The organism is Paenibacillus lupini (assembly GCF_011761355.1).
GTDB lineage: Bacteria > Bacillota > Bacilli > Paenibacillales > Paenibacillaceae > Pristimantibacillus > Pristimantibacillus lupini.
Genome location: NZ_JAASRW010000006.1, coordinates 292,008 through 315,180, shown reverse-complemented (window position 1 = coordinate 315,180; position 23,173 = coordinate 292,008). Strand labels below are relative to the sequence as shown.

Genomic DNA, 23,173 nt, shown 5'->3' with positions numbered 1-23,173 from the left:
ATGATTATCAATTAATTAAAGTAGAATGATATATCAAAATAATCATTAATAATAACCTGAATTTACTATTTCTTTAAAATTGTTTTACACTCCATAAATTAATCTACTTTATTATGATGCAGTAGCATTAGGTAGAGTAGGAGGAATTTGGAGTGAAGAGAAGTTATAAGCTGACTAACCGAATGTTGGCCGTTGTGACGCTTTGGACGTCGGTAGCTGCGTCCGGAGGTTATTTCATGGTGCAGCATGCCAATGCCGGAGCATCCGCTGAGAACGTGTTTGCCAGAGTGGGAGTAACCGCAACCGCAAACGGTTATGTATCGGATGCGTTCGCGCCGTCCTTGGCCATTGACGGACACAGAGAGAGCGGTGAATGGCAGTTCCAAGGTAACGACGGTCTGCCAACGGCGGAGAATCCGTATTGGCTGGAGGTAGATGCCGGATCGGAGGTCAGCGTAGAGAAGTTTGTTGTTGGACATGCCGGAGCAGGTGGCGAAGAGGGAAAGTACAATACGAAGGATTTTACGATTCAAACCAGTGATGACAATCTTAATTGGACACCAGTCGTAACCGTGAACGGTAATACGGAAGGCACAACGACACATGATCTGGACACGCCGGTGACGGCAAGATATTTCAAGCTTGCCATTACGAACCCGGGCGAAGTGGATTCCGAGACTGGTTTCTACGCCGCACGGATCAAAGAATTCGAGGCCATTGGCTTCGAGCAGAACGAAGAAACTCCAGAAGTACCAGACAATACGAATACAGAAGCAAGCTCAGATCTTGCTGCAAGCCCAGCACAAGGTTTACTCGGCGAGTATTACCTGGGAACAGGCGCTGGCAGCAATTTTGCATATGGCGATTATAAAGCAACTACGGTTGATCCACAGATCAACTTCACGGACCTGAATCCGGTATTGAAAGGGATGACGGGCGTTGAAGATGGCGCTAACGTGCGCTGGACCGGTCAAATTATGCCGCCGGCATCGGGGGATTATACCTTCTATATGATGGGCGATAATGGTTTCCGCGTATGGATTGATAACAATCTTGTTATCGATCACTGGGTGAATGATTGGGATAAGGAGCAGATGAGTACCCCAGTTACGTTGGAAGGCAACCGTAAATACGATATCAAGATCGAGTACTTCGAGGACTTTGGCGGCTCGAACCTGTACTTGCGCTGGTCAACGCCAACGCTCACCAAGGAAATCGTTCCCGGCAATGCCTTCTATCTGCCAACGGATTATACAGGGGCGAAAGCAGCCAGCGTTACGGCTGATGGCAAAAGCGTTCTGCTTTCGATGATTTCGAATCTGGACACCTTACCATCCGATTTGAACAGCCATCTCGCCGTGACAGTTGATGGATTGGCCGTTCCGGTAGAGAGCATTGTACAAGATGCAGAGCCTAACGGATTGACGTTAACGCTGGCGAATGCGGTATTGCCCGGTCAAGCGGTGAAGCTGACTTATGACGGACAAGGCGGTCTCAAGTATACCGACAGAACGGCTGTGAAGAGTTTTATCTTCAATCCGGCTAATTTGTCCGAGCTGGTCGATTATTCGCCGTATGCAATCGCGATGACCTTATACGGCAGCGCGAAGACAAACCGTGCGTTCGCATGGTACACCACATACGATAAGCCGCAGAGCGCTCCGACGAATGCGAAGGACAGCATTGTTGAGGTTGTGCCGGCAGCGGAAGCTTTTGATTCGCCCAATAAAATCCGCGTCGTTGGCAAGCCGGAGGATACACGGGTTCTCAATAACCTTAAGGTCACAAGCAGCACGACTGGCTCGTTCATCAGCCATAAAGTGCAGGTCGAAGGCTTGACGCCGGGAACGGCGTACAAGTACCGCGTTGGCGCAGACGGGTATTGGAGCGAAGCAGGTACCTTTACGACCGAGTCGGAGAACGAGAATAACTTCAACTTCTTGTATATGACTGACTCGCAGGGCTCCAATTCGCAGGATTACGATGTGTGGGGCAACACGATGCAGCAGGCTATTACCAAATTCCCGGAAGCGAAGTTCCTGCTTATGACTGGTGACCAGGTCGATGCTGGCGCGCTCGAATCGCAATGGCTGGATTATTTCAAGAAGCCGCAATCGATTCTGATGAACCTGCCGCTGATGGCAGCAGTCGGGAACCACGAAGGCCCGTACAACGACAACTATTACTACCATTTCAATTATCCAAATGATTCCATTGAGGATCCGCTTCCGCCGGGCAGTGTATACGCCTATGACTACGGCGATGCGCATATCATGGTTCTCAATACGATGGATATGGGCTGGGATCAACGACAGAAGGATTCCTTCAAACAGGAGATTGAGTGGCTGAAGCATGAGGTTGCGACTACGGATAAGAAATGGAAAATCGTTGGCTTCCATAAAGCGATCTATTCCGTGGGCAACCATGCGCTCGATGGGGATATTCTGGATCTGCGTAAAATGCTGTACCCGATCTTCGATGAGCTCGGAATCGACGTTGTTCTGCAAGGACATGACCATACGTTTATGCGGTCATTCCAAATGTACGACAATAAGCCGGTTCAGAATGTAGAGACGGATGAGCAAGGCAGAGTTATGAATCCGGACGGTACGCTGTACATGATCAACAACTCGGCTGCTACGAAGTTCTACGATGTTCAAGCAGGGGTTGACCGCTTCTATGCGGCGGTGTACGAACAGCCGAAGAAAGCGATCTTCTCCGGCGTCAGCATGACGGAGGACAGCTTTAAGATCGACTCCTTCATGTCGGGTGAGACTTCGCCGTTTGATACGTATACGATTGTCCGGGAAGACGACAAGCCAAAGCCGGTTGAGCAATTGGAAGTGGCAAAATCGGAGGACGGCAAACGGACCATTACTTGGAACAAGCCTGAGGATGAAGGGGTTAGAGGCTTCCGTCTGTACGAGAAGAACGGCAAGCTAGGTGCCAACTGGAACGTATATATCCCGGCTGTTGCTAACCAAGATAGCTATCAATATGTGGTAGAGAAGACCAACCTCGATCAAGGCTATGAATTTGTCGTGAAAGCCGTTAATAAACGCGATAATTCGGAAGGCAAAATCGCGACAAGCGCAGGTGACCAGCCAGCTGCTCCTACAGCACCGGTAATGGACGACGCGCATAACACGTTTGGCTGGACGAATGCAACGGACTACTCTCAAGTGTCTGATTACGAGTACAGCGTGGATAACGGTACAACTTGGAAGCCGGCAACAGCGAACCCGCAGCCTATCACTGATGGCAACTTCGCTGCAGGAGCCGCTCAGGTTCGCGTGAAGGCGAATGAATCGAAGGGCATTATTGCCGGTAAGCCGCTCGTTTCGACGAAGGCGTTCACGAAGAATGATACCCGCGATACGTTCCTGCTGTCAGGTGAGATTGAACGAGACAAACAAATGAAAGTCAGCCTTAATGTTGAACAGCTAGTGGAATACGAGGATGATGCCTACGTGGTGTTCCAATTAATGAAGGGGAATAACCCAGAGCCGCTGCTCGTCAGCGCTGTTCCGCTCAAGAAAACCAAGCTTGAGATGACGCAGTATTTCAACGAGACTGGAGCCGATTACAAGGTGAAGGTATTCGTCATGAACCATTTCGACAGCAAGAATGAGACGCCGGTTCAATTGGCAAGACCGAAGCTGTTCCAATAACGGCTGGAAAGAAAGGATAATGTGCAGTGAAAAAAGTTATGGCAGCCCTATTGGCGTTGTTTATCGTTGTCCTGCCGGCAACCGGCTACGCGGCTGCAGCATCCTTCGCGCTTAATGTAAGTGCGAAGGAAGTGCTGCGCGGCGGTGAGATTACGTTCTCTGGAACGGCAGAGGACGATATGGTACTGAAGATCATCCGTCCGAACCAGACGACCTTTTATATGGATGTTATTGAGCCTGAGGAAGGCACTTATTCCTCAACCATTACGATTCCCGAGACGCAAGAGTTTGCACCATGGGGCGTCTATAAAGTTGTTGCGAGCAGCGGCTCCTCTTCCGCGAACAAGACGTTCTCGGTGGTCGAGAAGTTGGGCGAAGGCGGTACTAACCCTGATCCGGGCAATGGCGGCGGGACGACACCTCCTGCTAATACCATTCCTGCCGATGCTGGTGATTCAACAGGCTCTGTCATTAAGCCGGAGCTTGGCAAGGACGGCGGTTATATTTTTGGCAGCGGCACTTTAGCATCTGCGATTAGTAATGCGCAAGGCTCCGTTACGGTAGAGCTGCCAGCAGTGACTGGTGATGCGGGAAGCAGCTTAAACTTCCCGGCAGAGACGCTGAAGACGCTGAAAGATAAGAAGCTGGATCTCATTATTATTTCCGGCAATTCGACGCTTCGGTTCCCGGCGGGATCCCTTGCAACATCGGATACATCGGCGAATGCGCAGATCCGCATCGTATTAAATACGCTGCTGACGAATGATGCCAAGAACGTTATCGACAAAGCGCTTCAAATAAACAAGGATTATGTGTCCACAGGTGTTGTTATCTCGGTGACCATTCAATCCGTGAACGGCAGCAATGTGACGGACATTCATAATCTGGACAAGCCTGCTGAAGTTTCGCTTAAGCTGACTCCAGACCAAGCGAAGCAGATCGGTTCCGATCTGGCCGGCGTGTATTATGTGAACGGCACGAAGCTTGAATATGTTGGCGGCAAGCTTAAAGGCGACACCTTCACGTTCAAGACCAATCATTTCTCGACCTATACCATTCTTGAATACAATAAGACCTTCGCAGATCTGTCCGGCAAATGGGCTTGGGCTGAGGAAGCTGTTAAAGCACTGAGCGCGAAGCATATTGTTACGGGCGTTGACGAACAGCATTACGCGCCAAGCCGTAACATTACCCGTGCGGAGTTCGCTACGATGATCATGCGTACGGTGGATTGGACAGAAAAAGCTTCCGATGAAGCTGGAACAAATCCGTTCAAGGATGTACCGGCCGGCCAATATTATACCGATGCGGTAACACGTGCGGCTAAGCTTGGCATTGTGAACGGATATGGCGGTGCGTTTAGACCAAATGATCCGATTACCCGCGAAGAAGCGGTTGTTGCGCTGATGCGCGCGGCGAAGTACTTCGAATTGACATCATCCGGCAAGGGAGCTTCGGCGTTCACGGATGCGAAGCAAATCTCCGCTTGGGCGAAGGATGCTGTTGAGAAGGCATGGGCTGCAGGAGTAATAGAAGGTGACGGCAGGCTTTTCCATCCGAAACAAGCTGTGACGCGTGCAGAAGTTGCCGTCATGCTTAATCGACTGCTTCCGTAAGCAAGACGAAAGAAGGAGGATCCATCCGAATGTTTAAACAGCTTTTTGCGGTAGTGATGACCGTGCTTTGCCTTACCAGCTATCTGGTGCCTGCAGCGTCCAATACGGCTTACGCGGCTCCGGTAGTAGGAGTAGCCACCAGCAATGTGGCCTTAAATGCGACAGTAACGTCATCCGGTGAGTGTAACGCGAATGAGCGCGCGAGCAATGCTGTCGACGGAAAGACCGATACCAAATGGTGCGACAACACAGCTGCTTCGAAAAAATGGCTCAAGCTCGACTTGGGTAAAGTGTACATGGTTAACGAATGGGCGATTCAGAATGCAGCGATTAATGAATCCAATCCATTCTGGAATACGAAAAATTTCAAATTGCAAAAGAGTGACGACGGCGAGACATGGACAGACGTTGACGTTGTGACTAACAACGTACAGACGATCGTCGACCGGTTCGTTGAACCATTTGCCGCGCGCTATATCCGTCTTTATATCGACAAGGCTGCTTCAGACGGCAACGTTGCCCGCGTCTATGAGCTGGAGATATACGGGGTTGACACCGATCAAATTCCTAGCGTACCAGAAACAAACCTGGCGCCAATTGATTACGTAGATCCTTTCATTAATACGCTTGGCGATAGCGGTCAGACCAATCCTGGTCCTACAACGCCATTTGGTCTGGTTTCGCTTGGTCCGGACAGCGATGGCGGAGCATTCAGCGGCTACTATTATGAGAATAAATATTTGAAGGGCTTCTCCCATCTGCGATTCAGCGGTGTAGGCTGCAGCGGTGGAGGCGGCAACATCCTGGTTATGCCGGAGACACGCGACTTCACCAAGAATGTCGCGGACTACAAGCAGAAGTACGATAAGAGCAGCGAGCAAGCATCCGCTGGTTTTTATGGCGTAACCCTTGCATCCGGCATTAACGTGCAATTGACTTCTTCCGATAACGTTGGTTTCCACAAGTACCTGTTCCCGGAAGGAACGGATAAAGGTTCGGTATTGGTCGATCTGTCCAATTCGTACGCAGGTATGGTGGATGCCAGCCTGAAAGTAACGGGCAGCAATGAAATTACAGGGATGATCAAATCCCAGAACGTATGCGGACACGGGTATTACACGATCTATTACTCGATCCAATTCGATCATGATTTCGATTCCTACAGCTCGTGGCAAGGGGATTCCGTAGGCGCGGTTGCGGAGCGCAAAGGCTCGAACAGCGGCGTATGGCTGAACTTTAACACAGCAGATAACAAAACGGTTCAAGCAAAAGTAGGCCTTTCCACGATTAGTGTGGAGCAAGCCCAAGCAGAGCGTGGAGAGTACACGGACTGGAATTTCGATGCCCGTCACGAGGAAGCTAGAGCGGCATGGAGCAACGTGCTCAACAAGGTTGAGATTACGGATGCAGACGAACAAAATAAACGCGTGTTCTACACGCAAATGTATCATTCCTATCTGAGCCCGAAGAACGTTACCAGCTCGGCTGGCACGTTCAAGGCAGGCAGAGACGAGAATACAATCCGTCAGGCTTCCGAGCTGGGTGAAGATTTCGAGTATTATAATGGCTGGACGACATGGGACGACTTCCGTAAATATGCGATGTTCTCCTTGTTCGAGCCGGAGCGCTACAACAATATGGTGAAGTCGCTGGTGGATCTCTACAGCACTCGCGGCACTTACACACAATGGGGCGACGGCTATTGGCCAAGCCCGACAGTCCGCAATGAATTTAATGGCCAAGTCATTCTCGATGCCTATGGCAAAGGGTTCCGGGACTTCGACGTCTACAAAGCGCTCGAGGGAATGGCCGTAGACGTGGACAATTTCTCGATCAGCGACGGAGAGATCTCCGGCAAGCTGGAGAAGGCGAACAGTGCTTCGTTCCCGATGAAGCTGGCTGAGCTGATCGGTGATAAAGCGACTTACGACAAGTACAAAGAGCTTGCCCTTGCCTATAAGAAATTGTGGAATCCGAACCAAGTAGATGAGAAGGGTGTCAAAACAGGCTTCTTTACGCCAAACGGTACGACAGTTGGAGCTGGAGATATTTTACCGGTAGACCGCTATGCTTACCAAGGTAATCTGTGGCAGTACCGCTGGTCTGCACCTCAGGATATTAACGGCCTTGCTGATCTGATGGGCGGCAAGACGGAGATGGCGGAGCAGCTGCTGTATTTCTTCGATATCGACGAATATATGGCGATTAACGAGGAAGATATTTCGGCTCCGTATCTCTTCAACTATCTGGGTTATCCGTATCTGACGCAATATTATGCTAGAGAATTCACTACAGAAGTTGTGACGCAGAAATATCATAACCACGGGAATTACGCTTATCCGATCAAATCCCGTGTGTACCGCGATGATCCGGAAGGTTATTTGCCTTCCATGGACGATGACGCAGGCGGCATGTCTTCCTGGTACGTCTTCAGCGCTTTGGGCTTGTTCCCTGGTAACCCGGGTGATGCTTACTTCCTGATCGGCTCGCCGATCTTCTCCGAAGTGAAGCTGCATATGGGAAGCGGCAAGACGCTGACGATCAAGGCGGACGGCGTCTCCAGCGAGAACCGTTTCATTCAATCCGCTGAGCTGAATGGCAAGAACTTCGATCAATCCTGGATTTCGTTCGAGGATCTGATGGCTGGCGGTACGCTGGAATTCCATATGGGCAGCACACCGAACACTAGCTGGGGCGCCAAAGCAAGCGCGGCACCTCCTACGACGGATTATACGGCTGAGATCGACAATAACTTGAACCATGAACCATTGATCGCCGAGAAATCGACTTGGAAATATGATGATAAAGGCCAAGCTGCGGGTGAGGGCTGGACGGAAGCCGATTTCGACGACAGCAGCTGGAGCGAGGGTCAAGCGATGCTTGGTTATGACAGCTATAACAAGCCAACAACCAAGGTGAGCTATGGTCCAAATGCTAACAACAAGTACGTAACCACGTATTTCCGCAAGACTTTTGAAGCGAAGGATTTGGATAGCATCTTGGAGCTTGACGGAAGTCTTATCCGCGACGACGGCGCGGTCTTGTATCTGAATGGGCATGAGGTATTCCGTACAAATATGCCAACAGGTGACGTAGGCTATGGCACGTATGCAAACGCAACGGTTGGCGATGAGCGGGATCGCGTCGGATTTATCATTGATCCTTCCTATCTGGTTGACGGCACTAACGTATTGACTGCCGAGATTCACCAGGTCAATGCGACAAGCTCGGATATTGCATTTGAGTTCAGCCTTGAAGCTGTTCGTAAGCTGACGATTCCGGCTGCACCAACCAATCCGGTTGTGGACGACAAAATGAACACATTCGGATGGACGCCTGTAGAAGGGATCGACTCGGCAAGCGACTATCAATTCAGTACGGACGGCGGTAAGTCTTGGAGACAAGCTACAGCTAATCCGCAGACGGTTGGACCACTCAATTACGCACCAGGCATTATTCAGGTTAGAGCAATGGCTAACGTGAAGGAGAACCGTGCAGCTGGTGAAGTACTTCTCTCTACTGAAGCTTACACTTCTGATGTGAAATGGGATGTATACGACCTGAAGGCTAATATTCATCAAGACGGCAACATGGTTGTTGATGTAACAGGTACCTTGAAAGGCGATTATGTAGATTCCGCTGTTGTTGTCTTCCAGCTGATGGACGGCAAAGAGCGCGCATGGGTATCCAGCGCGGTGCCGGTTAAGACAGGCAGCTTCGACATCTCGCAAATCTATAACGTGGATGCAAGCAAGTACAAGGTGAATGTTTACCTTGTGAATGAGTTCAATGGCAATATCTTCGAGTCACCGCTGTGGCTGGCTGATCCAATTGTTCAGCAGTCAGAGCCTGGATCGCTTCCTGATCCGGAAGGACCTCCGGTTACGGAAGATCCGCTGCCTGTGCCAATCCCATTGCCGGAGCCGAAGCCGGACGAACCGGAAACACCGGAAGAGCCGGGTAACGAAATGACGGTTCAGTTCGAGGATCGTGCAGAGTGGACATCGGCTACGCATCCGGATGGCAAAACCCTGCAGACGGAAGCCGGTAACGGTGGAACGGTCGTTGCCCATACGTTTGACGGCGCATGGCTGGCCTATGATGTAAACTTTGGTTCTACAGGATTTAATGGCGTAACCGTCCAATACGACGCGCCTACGGATAAAGTGCCTGCTGGCTCCAAGCTGGAGGTCAGACTCGGCAGCGAGTCAGGCGAGCTTGTCGGAACCGTTAATCTGGCTGACAAGAATGCAGGCTGGGGCAGCTATATCACAACAAGAGCGAAGCTGACAAAAACGCTGACTGGTTCACAGAAGCTGTATGTTGTCATGGTTGCTGGAACGCCAAATAATCAACCCTATATCGGGAACTTCGACTGGTTCAAGTTTGAAGTAATCAGATCGGATTATGCCAAGCTGGAGCTTGAAACGTACGACGAGTGGACCACGGACGTGAATACAGGCAATGGCAACACGCCGCTCAAGACTGAAGCAGGCAAAGGCGGAGTTGGCCAGCAAGTGGCCAATACATTCAACGGTGCATGGCTGGCATTCAAAAAGATGGACTTTGGCACGGAAGGTGTCGATAAGTTCTCGATCGAGTATGCGGGCAACTCAACCAACACCTATAACAATTCTGCTGTAGAGGTTCATCTTGGCAGCCCAACAGGTACATTGGCTGGTAAAGTCGCGACGCCTCCTACGGCAGGCGCTTGGGGAACGTATGATACGGTCAGCGTTAACCTGACTCAGAAGCTTACAGGCATTCAAGATGTGTATCTGGTGCTTACCGGATCTGCGGTTGATGGAGAGACAGGCAAGAAATATATCGGCAACTTCGATAATGCAGCCTTCTCCTTAAACGTAGAGGAGCCGGAGCAGCCAGAACAGTTAACGGTTCAATTCGAGAATAAGACCGATTGGAATACCGATCTTAACACGTTTAATAAACAAGCGATGAGAATTGAAAACAATAATGGCGGACAAACGATTGGTAATACGTTTACCGGTGCTTGGCTTGCTTTTAAAGACGTCGACTTTGGCTCGCAAAAGGGTAAGAATAAGATCTCGATCGTCTATGACGCTCCGAACAATAGAGTGCCAACAGATGTAAAAGCGGAGATTAGACTGGGCAGTAAGGATGGCAGTATTGTTGGTACTGTCGCACTGCCTACTACCGGATCTAGCTGGGGGAATTACTCGACTGCTACAGCAGATCTGAACACGACGATCAAAGGCAAACAAGATTTGTACATCGTATTAACGGGAAGTACAACATTACCACTCCTGTACGTAGGCAACTACGACAGCGTAACGTTTGGTTACACGCCAGTTCGCAGCGATTATGCCAAGCTCGAGCTGGAGTCGTTTGACGCGTGGACTTCGGAATTAAATCCAGCAAATAGTACTCCGCTCGATACGGAAGCAGGAAAAGGCGGAGCTGGCAAGCAAGTGAAGAATACGTTTAACGGCGCATGGCTGGCTTATAAACGTATGGACTTCGGCAGTGAAGGTGTTAACAAGCTCTCGATTGAGTATGCAGGTAACACGTCCAACACCTATAACAACTCTGCTGTAGAAGTTCGTCTTGGAAGTCCAACAGGTACTTTGGTGGGGACAATTGCAACGCCTCCGAAAGCTGCGAATTGGACAACTTATAACACCGTCAGCGGCAGCTTGACTCAGAAGTTGACCGGCATTCAAGATGTGTATCTGGTGTTAACCGGTACTGCGGCAACTGGCGAGACAGGCAAGAAATATATCGGTAACTTCGATAATGCGGCGTTTACGCTGGGCGTGTAGGAGAAACCGGAAGTAAAGTACAGCCCCCAATCCTTTTGAAGGATTGGGGGCTGTTATTGTTACTTTGGCCAAGCGCATCATTACGCTGTATGAAATCCAACTTAGGCTAGCGTGCGGAATGAAGCAACCAGTTACTCCTACTGGGCGCGTGACTTAAGTTGGATTTCATCCAACCTAAGTCAGCTTCTCGCAGGTGGGTGTGAGCTACGTTGGAAACTATCCAGTAACTTTCGCCAAATTGAGCTGCTCTCGCCTATATGAGCTCATTCTGCTGGATGATATCCAATGTAGCTGTTGTTATTTTGGCCAAGCGCATCATTACGCTGTATGAAATCCAACTTAGGCTAGCGTGCGGAATGAAGTAACCAGTTACTCCTACTAGGCGCGTGACTTAGGTTGGATTTCATCCAACCTAAGTCTGCTCCTCGCAGGTGGGTGCGAGCTGCGTTGGAAACTATCCAGTAACTTTCGCCAAATTGAGCTGCTCTCGCCTATATGAGCTCATTCTGCTGGATGATATCCAATGTAGCTGTTGTTATTTTGGCCAAGCGCACCATTACACTGTATGAAATCCAACATAGGCGATCGTGCGGAGTGAAAGAAATCAGTTACTCCTACTGGGAGTGTCCTTAGGTTGGATTCCATCCAACGTAAGGGACACTCCCAGTAGGACGAGGGGTTAGAAAAGAAAAAAACCACTGTTCACGCCGAAGCTTTTTGGAAGCTTGGTGTGAACAGCGGCTTTTTCTTATTAGGAATTCATATGCGCTTCGCGTTGGCGGAGCTCGATCCGTCGGATTTTGCCGGAGTTTGTTTTCGGCAGATCGCTGATGAATTCGATTTTGCGTGGATATTTGTAGGGAGCCGTTACTGATTTGACATGATCCTGCAGCTCCTTGATCAGCTCAGGAGAGCCTGTCACTCCGTCTTTCAGCACGATAAAGGCTTTGACGACATGGCCACGGATCTCGTCGGGACTAGCGACAGCCGCACATTCCTTCACGGAAGGATGACGAAGCAGCGCTTCTTCCACCTCGAATGGTCCAATCGTATAGCCGGAGCTGATAATAATATCGTCTCCGCGTCCTTCGAACCAGAGATAACCTTCTTCGTCCTTGCTCGCCCGGTCACCAGTGATGAAATAAGAACCAACGATGCTGGCGCCTTTTCGCTCGGGATCACGGTAATACGATTTGAACAAAGCCGGCATGTCGGTATGTACGGCGATGCTGCCGACTTCACCCATTGGCTGAGGACGGCCTTCTTCATCAATAATCTCGACTAGACCAGGAACAATCGACTTGCCCATGGCACCAATCCTGATTGGAGAATCCTTCAGATTGCCGATCAATAATGTGTTTTCCGTCTGGCCATAACCGTCTCGGATCGTTAAGGAGAAAGTATCCTCGAATTGCCGGATCACGGCTTGGTTCAAAGGCTCACCTGCCGATACCGCACTGCGAATGGAGGAGAGGTCGAACCGGGCTAAATTATCGGTTTTCGCCATAATACGGTATTCGGTCGGGGTGCAGCAGAGCACATTAATTTGGTTTTCCTTAATAAGCTCTAGATAACGTTCTGCACTAAATGATCCGTTATAGATGAAGCCTGTAGCTCCGTTACCGAGAACGGATAAGAAAGGAGTCCAGATCCATTTTTGCCAGCCAGGTGCGGCAGTTGCCCAGACCAGATCGGTATCCTGAATGCCAAGCCATGCCGAAGTAATACGCAAATGAGCATAGCCCCAGCCGTGGCTGTGAACAACACCTTTGGGATTACCGGTTGTGCCGGATGTATAGGCTAGAATCGCCATATCATCACGGCTTGTTGGCTCAGTTGTACGCTCTTCCGGCTGTCCTTCCATTAAGGACTGGAGGGACACCCAGCCATCAACTTGTCTGCCGCTTGCGTCAATTCGGTACTTTAGGGCAGGCAGCTCTTCCGTAATGTTGTCCACCTCTGCGGCACCTTCAGCCCATGCGATAACAGCACGCGCTTCGGAATGCTGAAGACGGTACGACAGATCTTTGGCCCGGAGCATTTCGGAGGATGGAATAATAACAAGTCCAAGCTTGAGGCATGCGACATAGATGATATACGCCTCAATGGTTCTTGGCACCATGACGAGGACACGGTCGCTTTTCGTAAGCCCTAGTTCGTACAAACCGCCAGCAAGCTGGTTCACTTGCTTCAGCAGTTCCTTATATGTAATTCGAGTCGTGTGGCCTTGATCGTCCAGCAGCTGCAGCGCGATTTTATCAGACTGGTGACGCTCAATCTCAGAGCTAATATTGTATTGTTCTGGAGCTACCCATTGATCAAAATTCATCCAACCTACCCCTTTGTCACACTCGATTATCTTAGCTAGTTAGCGACAGTATAGCATAGGTTGTGAACATGAAAAAAGAATGACTCCTGTCATAGACAGAAGTCATCCTGGTGCTGCTGAAGCTTGGCTATTTGCAGTTAAGCTTCTTCGTCGCCGAGTTCTTCTTCGAACTCCGCTACGCTTTCTCTGCGGCGCTCGTTCTTCTCTTGCAGCTCGTTTTGCTGTGAGCCGCTGATCTCAGAGCTGAACTCATTCAGGTATTGCTCAGTTTCATTAATGTTCTGCTGCGTATTTGCAATATGCTCCTGCAAATGTTCCGCGTTATCCGACCGATTGTCCGGCTTTGCCATACGGATATTCCCCCTTATACGTCTTGGTAGTCGGGCACCGGTTTAGCACCCAAGAGCTATTGTGACCCAAGGGCTGGGGTTTTTATGCAAATGAATTAACTAAAGTTAATTGTCTAAGCTTTGTTGTTTTATTACATTTAGAGGGTAATAATGGTTATCTAATCATATTATAACGTTAACGAATAGAGGATAAATTGAAACTTTTGGAGGGATAAAGATGTCTGTCATTATTGTTGAATGTCCAAACTGCGGGCAAAAGAACGAAGTTGAGTCTCAGAAGCTGAGGCTGGCAAAATGCGGAGCATGTAATGAGAGTCTTGCTCAGGACGATGTGATTCCGGCAAGCTTTTCAGATGAAGAAATCGCCACCGTTGTAGAGTCGGCTCCAGCAGAAGTAGCAGAGGAGGAAGTGGATACAGACTCCTGGATTTCTAAGATCGGGGACCATGAGGAGCAAGTGAAGTACGTAAACAACGGGTTCTGGTCAAAAGTAAGAAAAGTTGCGTCAAAGGTGCCTTTTTCCAAAGAAGCGGTTGCCATGTACTTCTGTGCAATGGACCCGAATACTCCGGCCAAAGTAAAAGTAACAGCCATTGGTGCGCTTGCATACTGGATTCTGCCAATCGATTTTGTTCCGGATATTTTCCCTATAGTCGGTTACGGGGATGATGCTACTGCCATTTTCCTAGCTTACAAGGCAATTAGCTCTCATATTACGGATGAACATCGTGACAAGGCAGAGGAGTTTTTTGTGAAATAAGGGATTTAGACAGAGTGGGGGAAACGATAGCATGAACATGATGGTAGTGGAATGTGACTGTGTTGACGGGAATATAGAGGTAGAACGGGAAAATGTCCTGACCTACATCCATTCCGAAAGTAGCTGCTCAGAAGAAGCGAAGACGAATGAACAGATCACCCAAGTCTATAATCTGCATCGTCCATTGAACTATGATATCTATTTGGACTTAAGCAAAGGTGAGTGGCTTGCGAGGGGCGAGGCCATGGAGCTGTCTGCCGATGATATTCGTGTGTTGTTCGTTATGATTACAGAAGGGCTGTCTTGTACATCTCAGATGATCTTTAAAGCTAGATATAATCAGGAGCTTGAACCGGGAAACAAGAAAGATAGAGGCAGATTAAACAGTTACTATAGGAGATTAAAAGAACGCTTGAAGCTATATGGCATTACAACGGAACATTATACCGTGAAATTTGGGACAAGGTATTTTGTTATTTATCCGGGACAAAAGGTAGATGAGATCGAGAAGCGTTGACCTTCCTTTCCAGCGGGTATATGCTGACCATAGAGCTATACCGGTAGCGGAGGTGGGGAACATGAGTACGAACAGCTTTTATGATGCGAAGTGGAGAGAGTCTGGAGAGTTCCGGCCGAAGATCGTCGCGTATTACTACAAACAGTGGGAAGACTTTCATATGGGATTCCATCAGCATGATTGGGCGGAGTTCATGTATGTCATATCCGGCAACTGCACGGTGGAGACGAATAAAGAGGTCATTGCCATGCGCAAAGGAGATCTTATTATGCTGGATGCTGGTGTGCCGCATAGGCTGATCGTTGAGAGCGGGAGTCCCTGCCGGATGCTGAACGTGGAATTTGGATTTCAGCCCTGCGAGGGGATTTATCCATCTATGAATCAGCTATCCACTCATAATCCGATGTTTGCGAAGCTGCTAGAGCAGCGGCTGGATACGATTGTACTAAGGGACTATGAAGATATTCAGGTGAATTTGAGGAATCTGGTCTTTGAGCTGGATCTAGGCGGTGAGGGCGCTGAACGAGGCCGTGAGATGATGACGAATCTGCTTATGTCTCAGCTGCTGGTCCGTGTTGCCCGGCTAGTTGCCGTTGAGTCGAAAAATAGCGCGGAGCGCCAAATCCATCATTATGTGCGCCATGCGACAGAATATATCCATCAGTATTACGATACTGCTATCCTGGCCAAGGATATTGCAGCTGCTGTTAATCTGCATCCTGTCTATCTTCAGCGCATTTTCAAATCGAATATGGACAAGACGATCAATGAGTATTTGGTCGATCTGCGCATAGAGAAGGCAAAGATGCTGCTCGCCCGTACGGACGTACCGATCATTGAGATAGCGGATCATATTGGGCTCAACAGCCGTCAATATTTCAGTATGCTATTCAAGAAAATGACGGGCATGTCACCAGCAGAATACCGTAATTCCAAGAAATCAATCACAAGCTGGACCGACTATGAAGTTGAAATAGTTGACAAGATATAAAGCAATCCGTTGCGAATGTGCAAACGCCTTCTTTTTCCGCCTGCTAGAATAAGGGTAACGAACGACCATACCCTGATAGGCGAAGAGGAGGCTTTATTTATGAGTTTTAAGGTGGCTTTTGTAGGCGCAGGCAGTATTGGTTTTACACGCGGTTTGATGCGAGATTTGCTTGCGGTGCCGGAGTTTAAGGATATTCAGGTTGCTTTTACAGACATTAATGAACATAACCTCGACATGGTGACGCAGCTGGTGCAAAGAGATATTCGTGAGAACGGTTTGGGGATTGAGATTCAAGCAACGACCGACCGCAGAGAGGCGCTGAAGGATGCGCGTTACGTGTTCTGCGTTGTGCGGATAGGAGGGCTTGAGGCTTTCCAATATGATATCGACATTCCGTTAAAATACGGCATCGACCAATGTGTCGGCGATACGCTTTGTGCAGGCGGTATCATGTACGGCCAGCGCGGCATTGCCGAAATGCTCAATATTTGCAAAGATATCCGCGAGGTAGCTGAGCCAAATGCGCTGCTCCTTAACTACGCGAACCCAATGGCGATGCTGACTTGGGCTTGTAATAAGTACGGGGGCGTCCGCACGATTGGCCTCTGCCATGGTGTTCAAGGTGGTCATCATCAGATCGCACGTGCACTGGGTCTAGAGAAGAAAGATGTGGACATCATCTGTGCAGGTATTAATCATCAGACTTGGTATATCTCCGTTAAGACTAACGGCGTAGATAGAACGGGAGACTTGCTTGAAGCCTTCGAAGCGGTTGAAGAGTTCGCTCAGACAGAAAAGGTCCGCATCGACATGCTGCGCCGCTTCGGTTACTACTCGACAGAATCGAACGGTCACTTAAGCGAATACGTGCCATGGTACCGCAAACGTGCGGATGAGATTAAGGACTGGATCGACCTTGGCGTGTGGATCAATGGTGAAACAGGTGGCTACCTGCGTGTATGTACGGAAGGACGTAACTGGTTCGAGACCGATTTCCCGAACTGGATGCAGGCTGATCCATTCGTGTACGCATCCGAGAACCGTGGTGAAGAGCATGGTTCCTATATCATTGAAGGCCTTGAGACAGGCCGCGTCTACCGTGGTCACTTCAATGTCGTGAACAATGGCATTATCACCAACTTACCTGACGATGCGATTATCGAAGCGCCTGGCTATGTTGACCGCAATGGCATCAACATGCCAGTAGTCGGCGACCTGCCGCTCGGTCCTGCAGCAGTCTGCAACGTCAGCATTTCCGTTCAGCGTATGGCCGTTGAAGCTGCCGTCCACGGCGACGACAAGCTGCTCCGCCAAGCAATGATGATGGACCCGCTTACCGGTGCGGTATGTAACCCGAAAGAGATCTGGCAGATGGCAGATGAGATGCTGGTTGCCCAGGCGAAGTGGCTGCCGCAGTACGAGGAAGCTATTGCAGCGGCGGAGAAGCGTTTGGCTGCAGGTAACTTGTTGCCAACGCGTGAGAATTATCAAGGCGCTGCACGTCTTAAGACGAAGACAGTTGAGGAGCTTAGCCAGGATAGAGAGGCGGCGACTCGCAACGCGATTGAGTCGGATAAGGCGAAGGAGCGGCCGGCGGCTGAGGTTTAAATACGCTTATTAATTATGGAACTCGCTCGTATGAGCGAGTTTTTTGTTTTGGAATATTTTAAGACTATTTTTATTATGCTTGAGCTATACATGTTTCCGCATACGGTGCATGTCGAGTGTACAGTGTTACTTAAATTGGAAATGGGCTAATGACTAAGCCCCTTGTAGTAATTCGCCCAGTACTTGAGGTTGAGCGATATTGTAGTGAATCTTGATAGTGCCATCTTGATGGACTTCTATCTTATCAATTACTTGATGAAGCAACTGTTTTAGAACTTGCTCATCATCTCATCATCAATATCAAGTTTAGCAAATAACGCGTTTGTTTCTGAAAGACACGGAATTGCTCTTCCGTGTCTTTTTGTGCTTCGAGAATGGAATCCAACTCAACTTTACGTTTAGCAAGTGCTTCTTGCTCCGCGAGAATACGATGATTTTGGACGGTAAAAGCATCAAGAGTCAATGCTTGATTTGAGAAGAGGGTAATAAGTCCTTGGACGTTCTTCTCTAATTGCTCCTGTTGCTTTTTTAACTTATGCAACTCTTTGGATAAAGCAGATTGTTCTTGACCAACATTCCCTTTTACAGCATCGCACAATGTACCCAATCTGACGTTACTTCCAATCAGTTTCCTAAGGTCACTCTTCACCGCCGCGAGCAATGTGTCGTATCCAAAAATGTGGGAAGAGCAAAACGACTTGCTACGTTTTACGTAACCACAACAGACGTAAGCCACATTCTTGCTTTTTTAGCCTATCCTTACGGAACGTCATGCCATGACCACAATCAGGGCACAACATAAGATGTGCAAATAGGCTATCCTGACCATTTCTGTGGCTCTTTCTTTTTGATTTCATAAGTTCTTGTACTGCTGGGCAGGGCGGGCGTTCTCAAAGATAATCTGTTTATCTTCGGGAACTTCAACGCGTTCTATAGACATGTGGCTTACTACTTCTTCACGATGTTGGCATAGAGTTCCACTATATGTCACGTTAGTCAAAATACACTTTATGCTTGACTGATGCCATGCAGTTCCTTGATTACCTGCGTTAGATACTGTTCCTAGGAGTGGGGTAAACGCCCTCATGCAACGATTACTTCTTGTTTGAGGGTAATTTTTTGCGAGGGTATCTACCGTTGACCAGTCACTCAATTCACAAATGGTCGTAATGGAAAAGTTCGGGTTTGACCGTATCTATATTGAGAAAACAAGCGGCGGCAAAGATGACCGCCACGAGCTAGTAAAGGCTTTAGATATGCTACGTGAAGGCGATACCTTTATCGTTTACAAACTTGACCGCTTGGCACGCTCGACATTAAAACTAATAGAAACGCTTGACCTTTTGAAGAAGAAAGGCGTTGAGTTCATAAAGCCTGTCCGATAACATTGATACGTCTACGGCGGCAGGTAAGGCAATGTTTGGCATGATAGCTGTCTTTGCGGAGTTTGAGAAGTCAATCATCCATGAACGTACTGTAGCAGGGCTAAAAGCGGCTAGAGCGCGTGGACGCAAGGGCGGTCGTCCAATGACAGATAAGAAGGAGCTAGACAAGGTAATCAAGCTACACTAAAGTGGAGAATTTACATTAGCGCAGATTGAAGAAATGACGGACGTGAGCAAGGGGTCACTTTATCGGGAGTTGAATCGGAGGAAACAAGAAGCAACGAAGACTATTGAGACAGTCTGTGAGCCGCTATGGGGCTTATGTAAGACTGATAAAGGCAGAAACCGCCCACGCGAGAGGAAGGCTCTGATAATATGCTTTACAGGGCTTGCACGGCTTGTAATAGATCCTATCCCAGTACCTAGCGATTCGTTTTTTGATGTCGCGGCAGAGTTCACCCTTATTCGACCCTGACCATTTTTTTTGGAAAATCATGTGCGTACAATGGAAGCCATAAGGCATTTAGTGCGGTATCAATAACCATAAAACAGGTGTCGAATTCCTGTGCTATAATATGATGACCACTTATAGAGGAATAAGAGAGGTTCGACAGTTATGTTCATTGAATATACACAAATTATATATCAATAAAAGTCCGAGCTATTGAATCTAGAATTTGAAAAAGCGAAATTATTGGGAAAGGAACACCAATGGAAAACTCTGATAGAAACGTGATTGTAATTCAAAATCTTGAGAGGAACTATAATACATGAGTAATAATATCAAATGGAAATTAGAAGACCAAGTAAACGACTATATTAAGAAAGAGCTTGAAAGTCTAGGTCTTGTGAATCAAAAAGATTTTAATGTTGAATCCAATATGTCTGATTATATGAAAGAAGCTTTAAAAGGTTCTGCCAAGACAAAGAACAAAACAACCTTTGGAAAACCTGACTTTCATATTGAAGAATACCAAATTCCTGTTATCATCGAAAACAAACTCCATACTAACAAACTTATCGCCAAAAACAAGAGCGGTTTAAAGATGGACGAAAAATCTATTAGGGATTTTGCGGTTAATGGTGCTGTTTATTATGCACAAAATATGATTGCTTCTGACAAGTACAAGGATGTTATTGCAATTGGTGTTGCTGGTGAATCAGAGGACGATGTAGTGATTTCCGTGTATTACGTATTCGGTTCATCGGCAGAGCCGAAACTGATGTCTGGTTATACTAACTTGAACTTCTTAGAAAATCAAAATACATTTGATAGTTTCTATGAGGGTGCTACTCTTAGCGAAAAAGAGAAACATCGTATCTTAATTGATTCTCAAGAGTTATTAAAGAAACACGCAAACAACTTAAACGTTCTTATGAACAATCATAATATTCCAGTAGACCAGCGTGTTGTCTACGTTTCAGGAATGTTGCTATCAATGCAAGATGTCGTCAATAAGAACGGGGTAGTTAAAGGGAGGGGCTTAATTCCTGACGACTTAAACGGTGACCAGTATGATGAAGACCGTGATGGAGTGCTTATAGTTAACCAAATCAAAAAATACCTGACAACTAAACAAATCCCTGAAGATAAACGAACGTTAATGTTAGGTTCATTCAGGGAAGCGATTTCCCTTGATAAAGACCGAGATGAACTAATCCAGTTAGATAAGAAGGTTGCGAACCTAATTAAAGGCAAAGCTTCTGTTACAAAACAAGTATTTATCTACATTTACGAGTATGTCTATTCAGCAATTGATGGGACAGCAGGACACCTGGATATAATGGGGGAAATGTACAGTGTCTTCTTAAAATATGCATTAGGTGACGGGAAAGAAATCGGTATTGTTCTTACACCACCATATATTACAAAGATGATGTCACTAATTCTTGATGTCAACCTGGATTCTCAAGTAATGGATTTAGCAACAGGTAGTGCAGGCTTTCTTATTGCTTCAATGGAAACAATGATACAAGACGCTGAAAGAACATACGGTAAAAACACTACAAAAGCAAAAGAAAAAATCCGAAAAATCAAAGAGCAGCAACTTCTTGGGGTGGAACTGAACGCAAAAATGTTTACACTCGCTTCAACAAATATGATACTTCGTGGCGATGGTTCAAGTAATATTCAAAAAGGTAGTTCATTCGACCGTCCACCAGAACTATACAAAAAGTTCAAAGCAGATAAATTACTTTTGAATCCACCTTTTACATTTGAAGAAAATGGAATGCCTTTCATCGAGCACGGTCTTAAATTCATGGAGAAAGGCGGACGTGCTGCAATTATCATTCAAGATTCGGCGGGGAGTGGTAAAGCAACAAAAACAAATAAACGAATACTCAAAAACCATACAATGATTGCCAGCATCAAAATGCCTGTCGATACATTCCAACCCTCCGCTGGTGTTCAAACATCGATTTATATCTTTGAAGCAGGGAAACCTCATAATTTTGAAATGGATACTGTTAAATTTATTGATTTCAGAAATGATGGCTACAAACGAACGTTAAGAGGAAATTATGAAATTGACCATCCAGCAGAACGTTATCAAGATATTGTGAAAATTTTCAGACTAGGAAAAGCAGCAATTAGAAACCCTGACTTTCATTATGAGCTTTGGAATCTTGATGAAGTATATGTTGAAGATTTAATCACTGATTCAGGCACTGATTGGAATTTTGAAGTTCACCAAGTTAATGACACAACACCAACTGAAGAAGATTTTATGAAAACAGTTGGCGACTATCTTTCTTTTGAAGTTAACCAACTGCTGAATGGTAGAGGTGAATATATTGATTGAATATAAAAAATTTAGAGTGGGTGATATACTAACTTGGCAAAAGAAGATACAAATAAGACCGCTTGATATTCCTAGTTTAACAATAGAAGATGGCGAGCTATATCCTTTTGTTGGACAATCGTCTGCGAATAACGCTATAGTTGGGTTTCTAAGAGTAGACCATAGATACCTAAACAATGTTGAATCAGAACCTTGTATTATTGCTTCTTCAAACACGCAAGAGTTTTCATATGTAGATACGCCTTTTTTTTTAAAGGAAGCAGGCGGTTCTATGAGTTACATGAAAAACGAAAATCTTAACTTGTACAATTCTCTGTACCTAATAACCGTGCTAAAGAAAGAACTAAAAAGCCGTTATGCCTACGGAATAAAGGCTACTAATGTAAGAATAAGAGAAAGTGTCATTCAGTTACCAGTAAAAGATGCTACTTCTGCTGAGCCACACTGGGAGTATATGGAGAAATATGTAAAACGTATTGAAGAGAAATATGTGGAACGTATTGATGGATGTTTTCATAGACTTGGTTTTGGGAATTATGAAGACGTACTACTACAAGATTATGATGAATATATCCTTAATAAGCACGCCAACTCGAATTTTAGCACCTTTAAACTTGAAGAATTATTCGACACAATTAAGCGTGGAAAACGAATAACATCGTTTGACCGTATCCCCGGTAATTTACCATTTATTACTGCTGGTGTAGAAAAAATGGGCTTGTCTGATTTTATTAGCAATCCCGAAGTAGAAGTTTTCCCTGAGAATAGTTTAACCATCGATATGTTTGGAAATACGTTTTATAGAAATTATAAATACGGCGCTGACGACCATGTTGCTGTGCTGTATAATTCTACTACTGAATATAGCAAAAAAGTGTTGTTATATATTCAGCCAAATATCAACAAATCAATTGCAGGTAAATTTAGCTATTCACGAAATTTCTATGCTTCAGATGCACCTGAAGTAGAAATTAAACTTCCTGTAGACGAGAGCGGAAATATAAATATGAAATTAATGGAAGATTACATTTCTGTCATTGAGAAGAAAGTTGTTCGAAATTTAAGGAAAAACATTGATGAACGTATTGGTGGTAAGGTGAGTTTACAAGTGAGATAGATAAGCTAACTTCTTATGTTCAAACAAGATTCTATGTTCAATTATTAGCTCATATCATGGGCTGTTTTTCTTTTCGATGAACAATTCATAAGTGAGTGACATTAAAATAAAAGAATATTGGTTTTACGCTTTCATTTATTAAGCAATGGTTTAGCGAATACTGACTCATCGAAAGACTGTCTATATTGCGAAACCCATACATGTGGAGTCGGTGGCTTTTTTGG

Annotated in this window: 15 protein-coding genes; 11 read left to right on the top strand and 4 right to left on the bottom strand. The window is 46.7% G+C overall.

Annotated elements, in window-relative coordinates:
• Nucleotides 1-152: 152 nt before the first annotated feature.
• From FHS17_RS20620 to FHS17_RS20610, 3 genes are read left to right on the top strand one after another with little or no spacing between them, the layout of a single operon-like run.
• Nucleotides 153-3,671, top strand: a complete 3,519-nt coding sequence (locus tag FHS17_RS20620) for a PA14 domain-containing protein (protein ID WP_167280326.1) — start codon at nucleotides 153-155, stop codon at nucleotides 3,669-3,671.
• 26 nt (nucleotides 3,672-3,697) lie between these two features.
• Nucleotides 3,698-5,287, top strand: a complete 1,590-nt coding sequence (locus FHS17_RS20615; protein ID WP_167280325.1) for an S-layer homology domain-containing protein — start codon at nucleotides 3,698-3,700, stop codon at nucleotides 5,285-5,287.
• Nucleotides 5,288-5,316: 29 nt separating this feature from the next.
• Complete coding sequence (locus FHS17_RS20610) at nucleotides 5,317-11,088, top strand: GH92 family glycosyl hydrolase (RefSeq protein ID WP_167280324.1); 5,772 nt, start codon at nucleotides 5,317-5,319, stop codon at nucleotides 11,086-11,088.
• Between the two features lie 751 nt (nucleotides 11,089-11,839).
• Here the strand turns inward: FHS17_RS20610 and FHS17_RS20605 are convergent.
• Both FHS17_RS20605 and tlp read right to left on the bottom strand, forming a co-directional pair.
• Nucleotides 11,840-13,417 (bottom strand): acetate--CoA ligase, encoded by a 1,578-nt coding sequence (locus FHS17_RS20605; protein WP_167280323.1) that lies wholly within the window; start codon nucleotides 13,415-13,417, stop codon nucleotides 11,840-11,842.
• Nucleotides 13,418-13,554: 137 nt separating this feature from the next.
• Nucleotides 13,555-13,767, bottom strand: coding sequence for a small acid-soluble spore protein Tlp (tlp, locus tag FHS17_RS20600; RefSeq protein ID WP_167280322.1), 213 nt, complete (start codon nucleotides 13,765-13,767; stop codon nucleotides 13,555-13,557).
• A gap of 217 nt (nucleotides 13,768-13,984) precedes the next feature.
• Between tlp and FHS17_RS20595 the strand changes: the two genes are divergently transcribed.
• From FHS17_RS20595 to melA, 4 genes are all read left to right on the top strand, one after another.
• The gene (locus FHS17_RS20595) at nucleotides 13,985-14,527 is read left to right on the top strand and encodes a YkvA family protein (RefSeq protein ID WP_167280321.1); all 543 of its coding nucleotides are present in this window, start codon (nucleotides 13,985-13,987) and stop codon (nucleotides 14,525-14,527) included.
• 31 nt (nucleotides 14,528-14,558) lie between these two features.
• Complete coding sequence (locus FHS17_RS20590; protein ID WP_167280320.1) at nucleotides 14,559-15,044, top strand: hypothetical protein; 486 nt, start codon at nucleotides 14,559-14,561, stop codon at nucleotides 15,042-15,044.
• Nucleotides 15,045-15,105: 61 nt separating this feature from the next.
• A complete protein-coding gene (locus FHS17_RS20585) occupies nucleotides 15,106-16,035 on the top strand; it encodes an AraC family transcriptional regulator (protein ID WP_167280319.1) in 930 nt (309 codons plus the stop codon).
• 99 nt (nucleotides 16,036-16,134) lie between these two features.
• Complete coding sequence (gene melA, locus FHS17_RS20580; RefSeq protein ID WP_167280318.1) at nucleotides 16,135-17,643, top strand: alpha-glucosidase/alpha-galactosidase; 1,509 nt, start codon at nucleotides 16,135-16,137, stop codon at nucleotides 17,641-17,643.
• A 283-nt stretch (nucleotides 17,644-17,926) separates the two neighbouring features.
• On the opposite strand, the gene FHS17_RS20575 is transcribed toward melA, so the two are convergent.
• Both FHS17_RS20575 and FHS17_RS31255 read right to left on the bottom strand, forming a co-directional pair.
• Complete coding sequence (locus tag FHS17_RS20575) at nucleotides 17,927-18,250, bottom strand: hypothetical protein (protein WP_167280317.1); 324 nt, start codon at nucleotides 18,248-18,250, stop codon at nucleotides 17,927-17,929.
• 246 nt (nucleotides 18,251-18,496) lie between these two features.
• Nucleotides 18,497-18,730, bottom strand: coding sequence for a recombinase family protein (locus tag FHS17_RS31255; protein WP_167280316.1), 234 nt, complete (start codon nucleotides 18,728-18,730; stop codon nucleotides 18,497-18,499).
• An 82-nt stretch (nucleotides 18,731-18,812) separates the two neighbouring features.
• On the opposite strand from FHS17_RS31255, the gene FHS17_RS31140 reads away from it, so the two are divergent.
• The 4 genes from FHS17_RS31140 (at nucleotide 18,813) to FHS17_RS20555 (ending at nucleotide 22,949) form a co-directional block, all read left to right on the top strand.
• Complete coding sequence (locus tag FHS17_RS31140; protein WP_341805877.1) at nucleotides 18,813-19,028, top strand: recombinase family protein; 216 nt, start codon at nucleotides 18,813-18,815, stop codon at nucleotides 19,026-19,028.
• A gap of 31 nt (nucleotides 19,029-19,059) precedes the next feature.
• Nucleotides 19,060-19,215 carry a recombinase family protein gene (locus tag FHS17_RS31135; RefSeq protein ID WP_341805876.1) on the top strand — a complete coding sequence of 52 codons (156 nt, stop codon included), beginning with the start codon at nucleotides 19,060-19,062 and terminating at the stop codon, nucleotides 19,213-19,215.
• A gap of 583 nt (nucleotides 19,216-19,798) precedes the next feature.
• Nucleotides 19,799-21,832: an HsdM family class I SAM-dependent methyltransferase gene (locus FHS17_RS20560; protein ID WP_167280315.1), complete on the top strand. Its 2,034-nt coding sequence runs from the start codon at nucleotides 19,799-19,801 to the stop codon at nucleotides 21,830-21,832.
• The gene (locus FHS17_RS20555; protein WP_167280314.1) at nucleotides 21,825-22,949 is read left to right on the top strand and encodes a restriction endonuclease subunit S; all 1,125 of its coding nucleotides are present in this window, start codon (nucleotides 21,825-21,827) and stop codon (nucleotides 22,947-22,949) included. The genes FHS17_RS20560 and FHS17_RS20555 overlap by 8 nt, the downstream gene beginning before the upstream one ends.
• The last annotated feature ends 224 nt before the right edge of the window (nucleotides 22,950-23,173 follow it).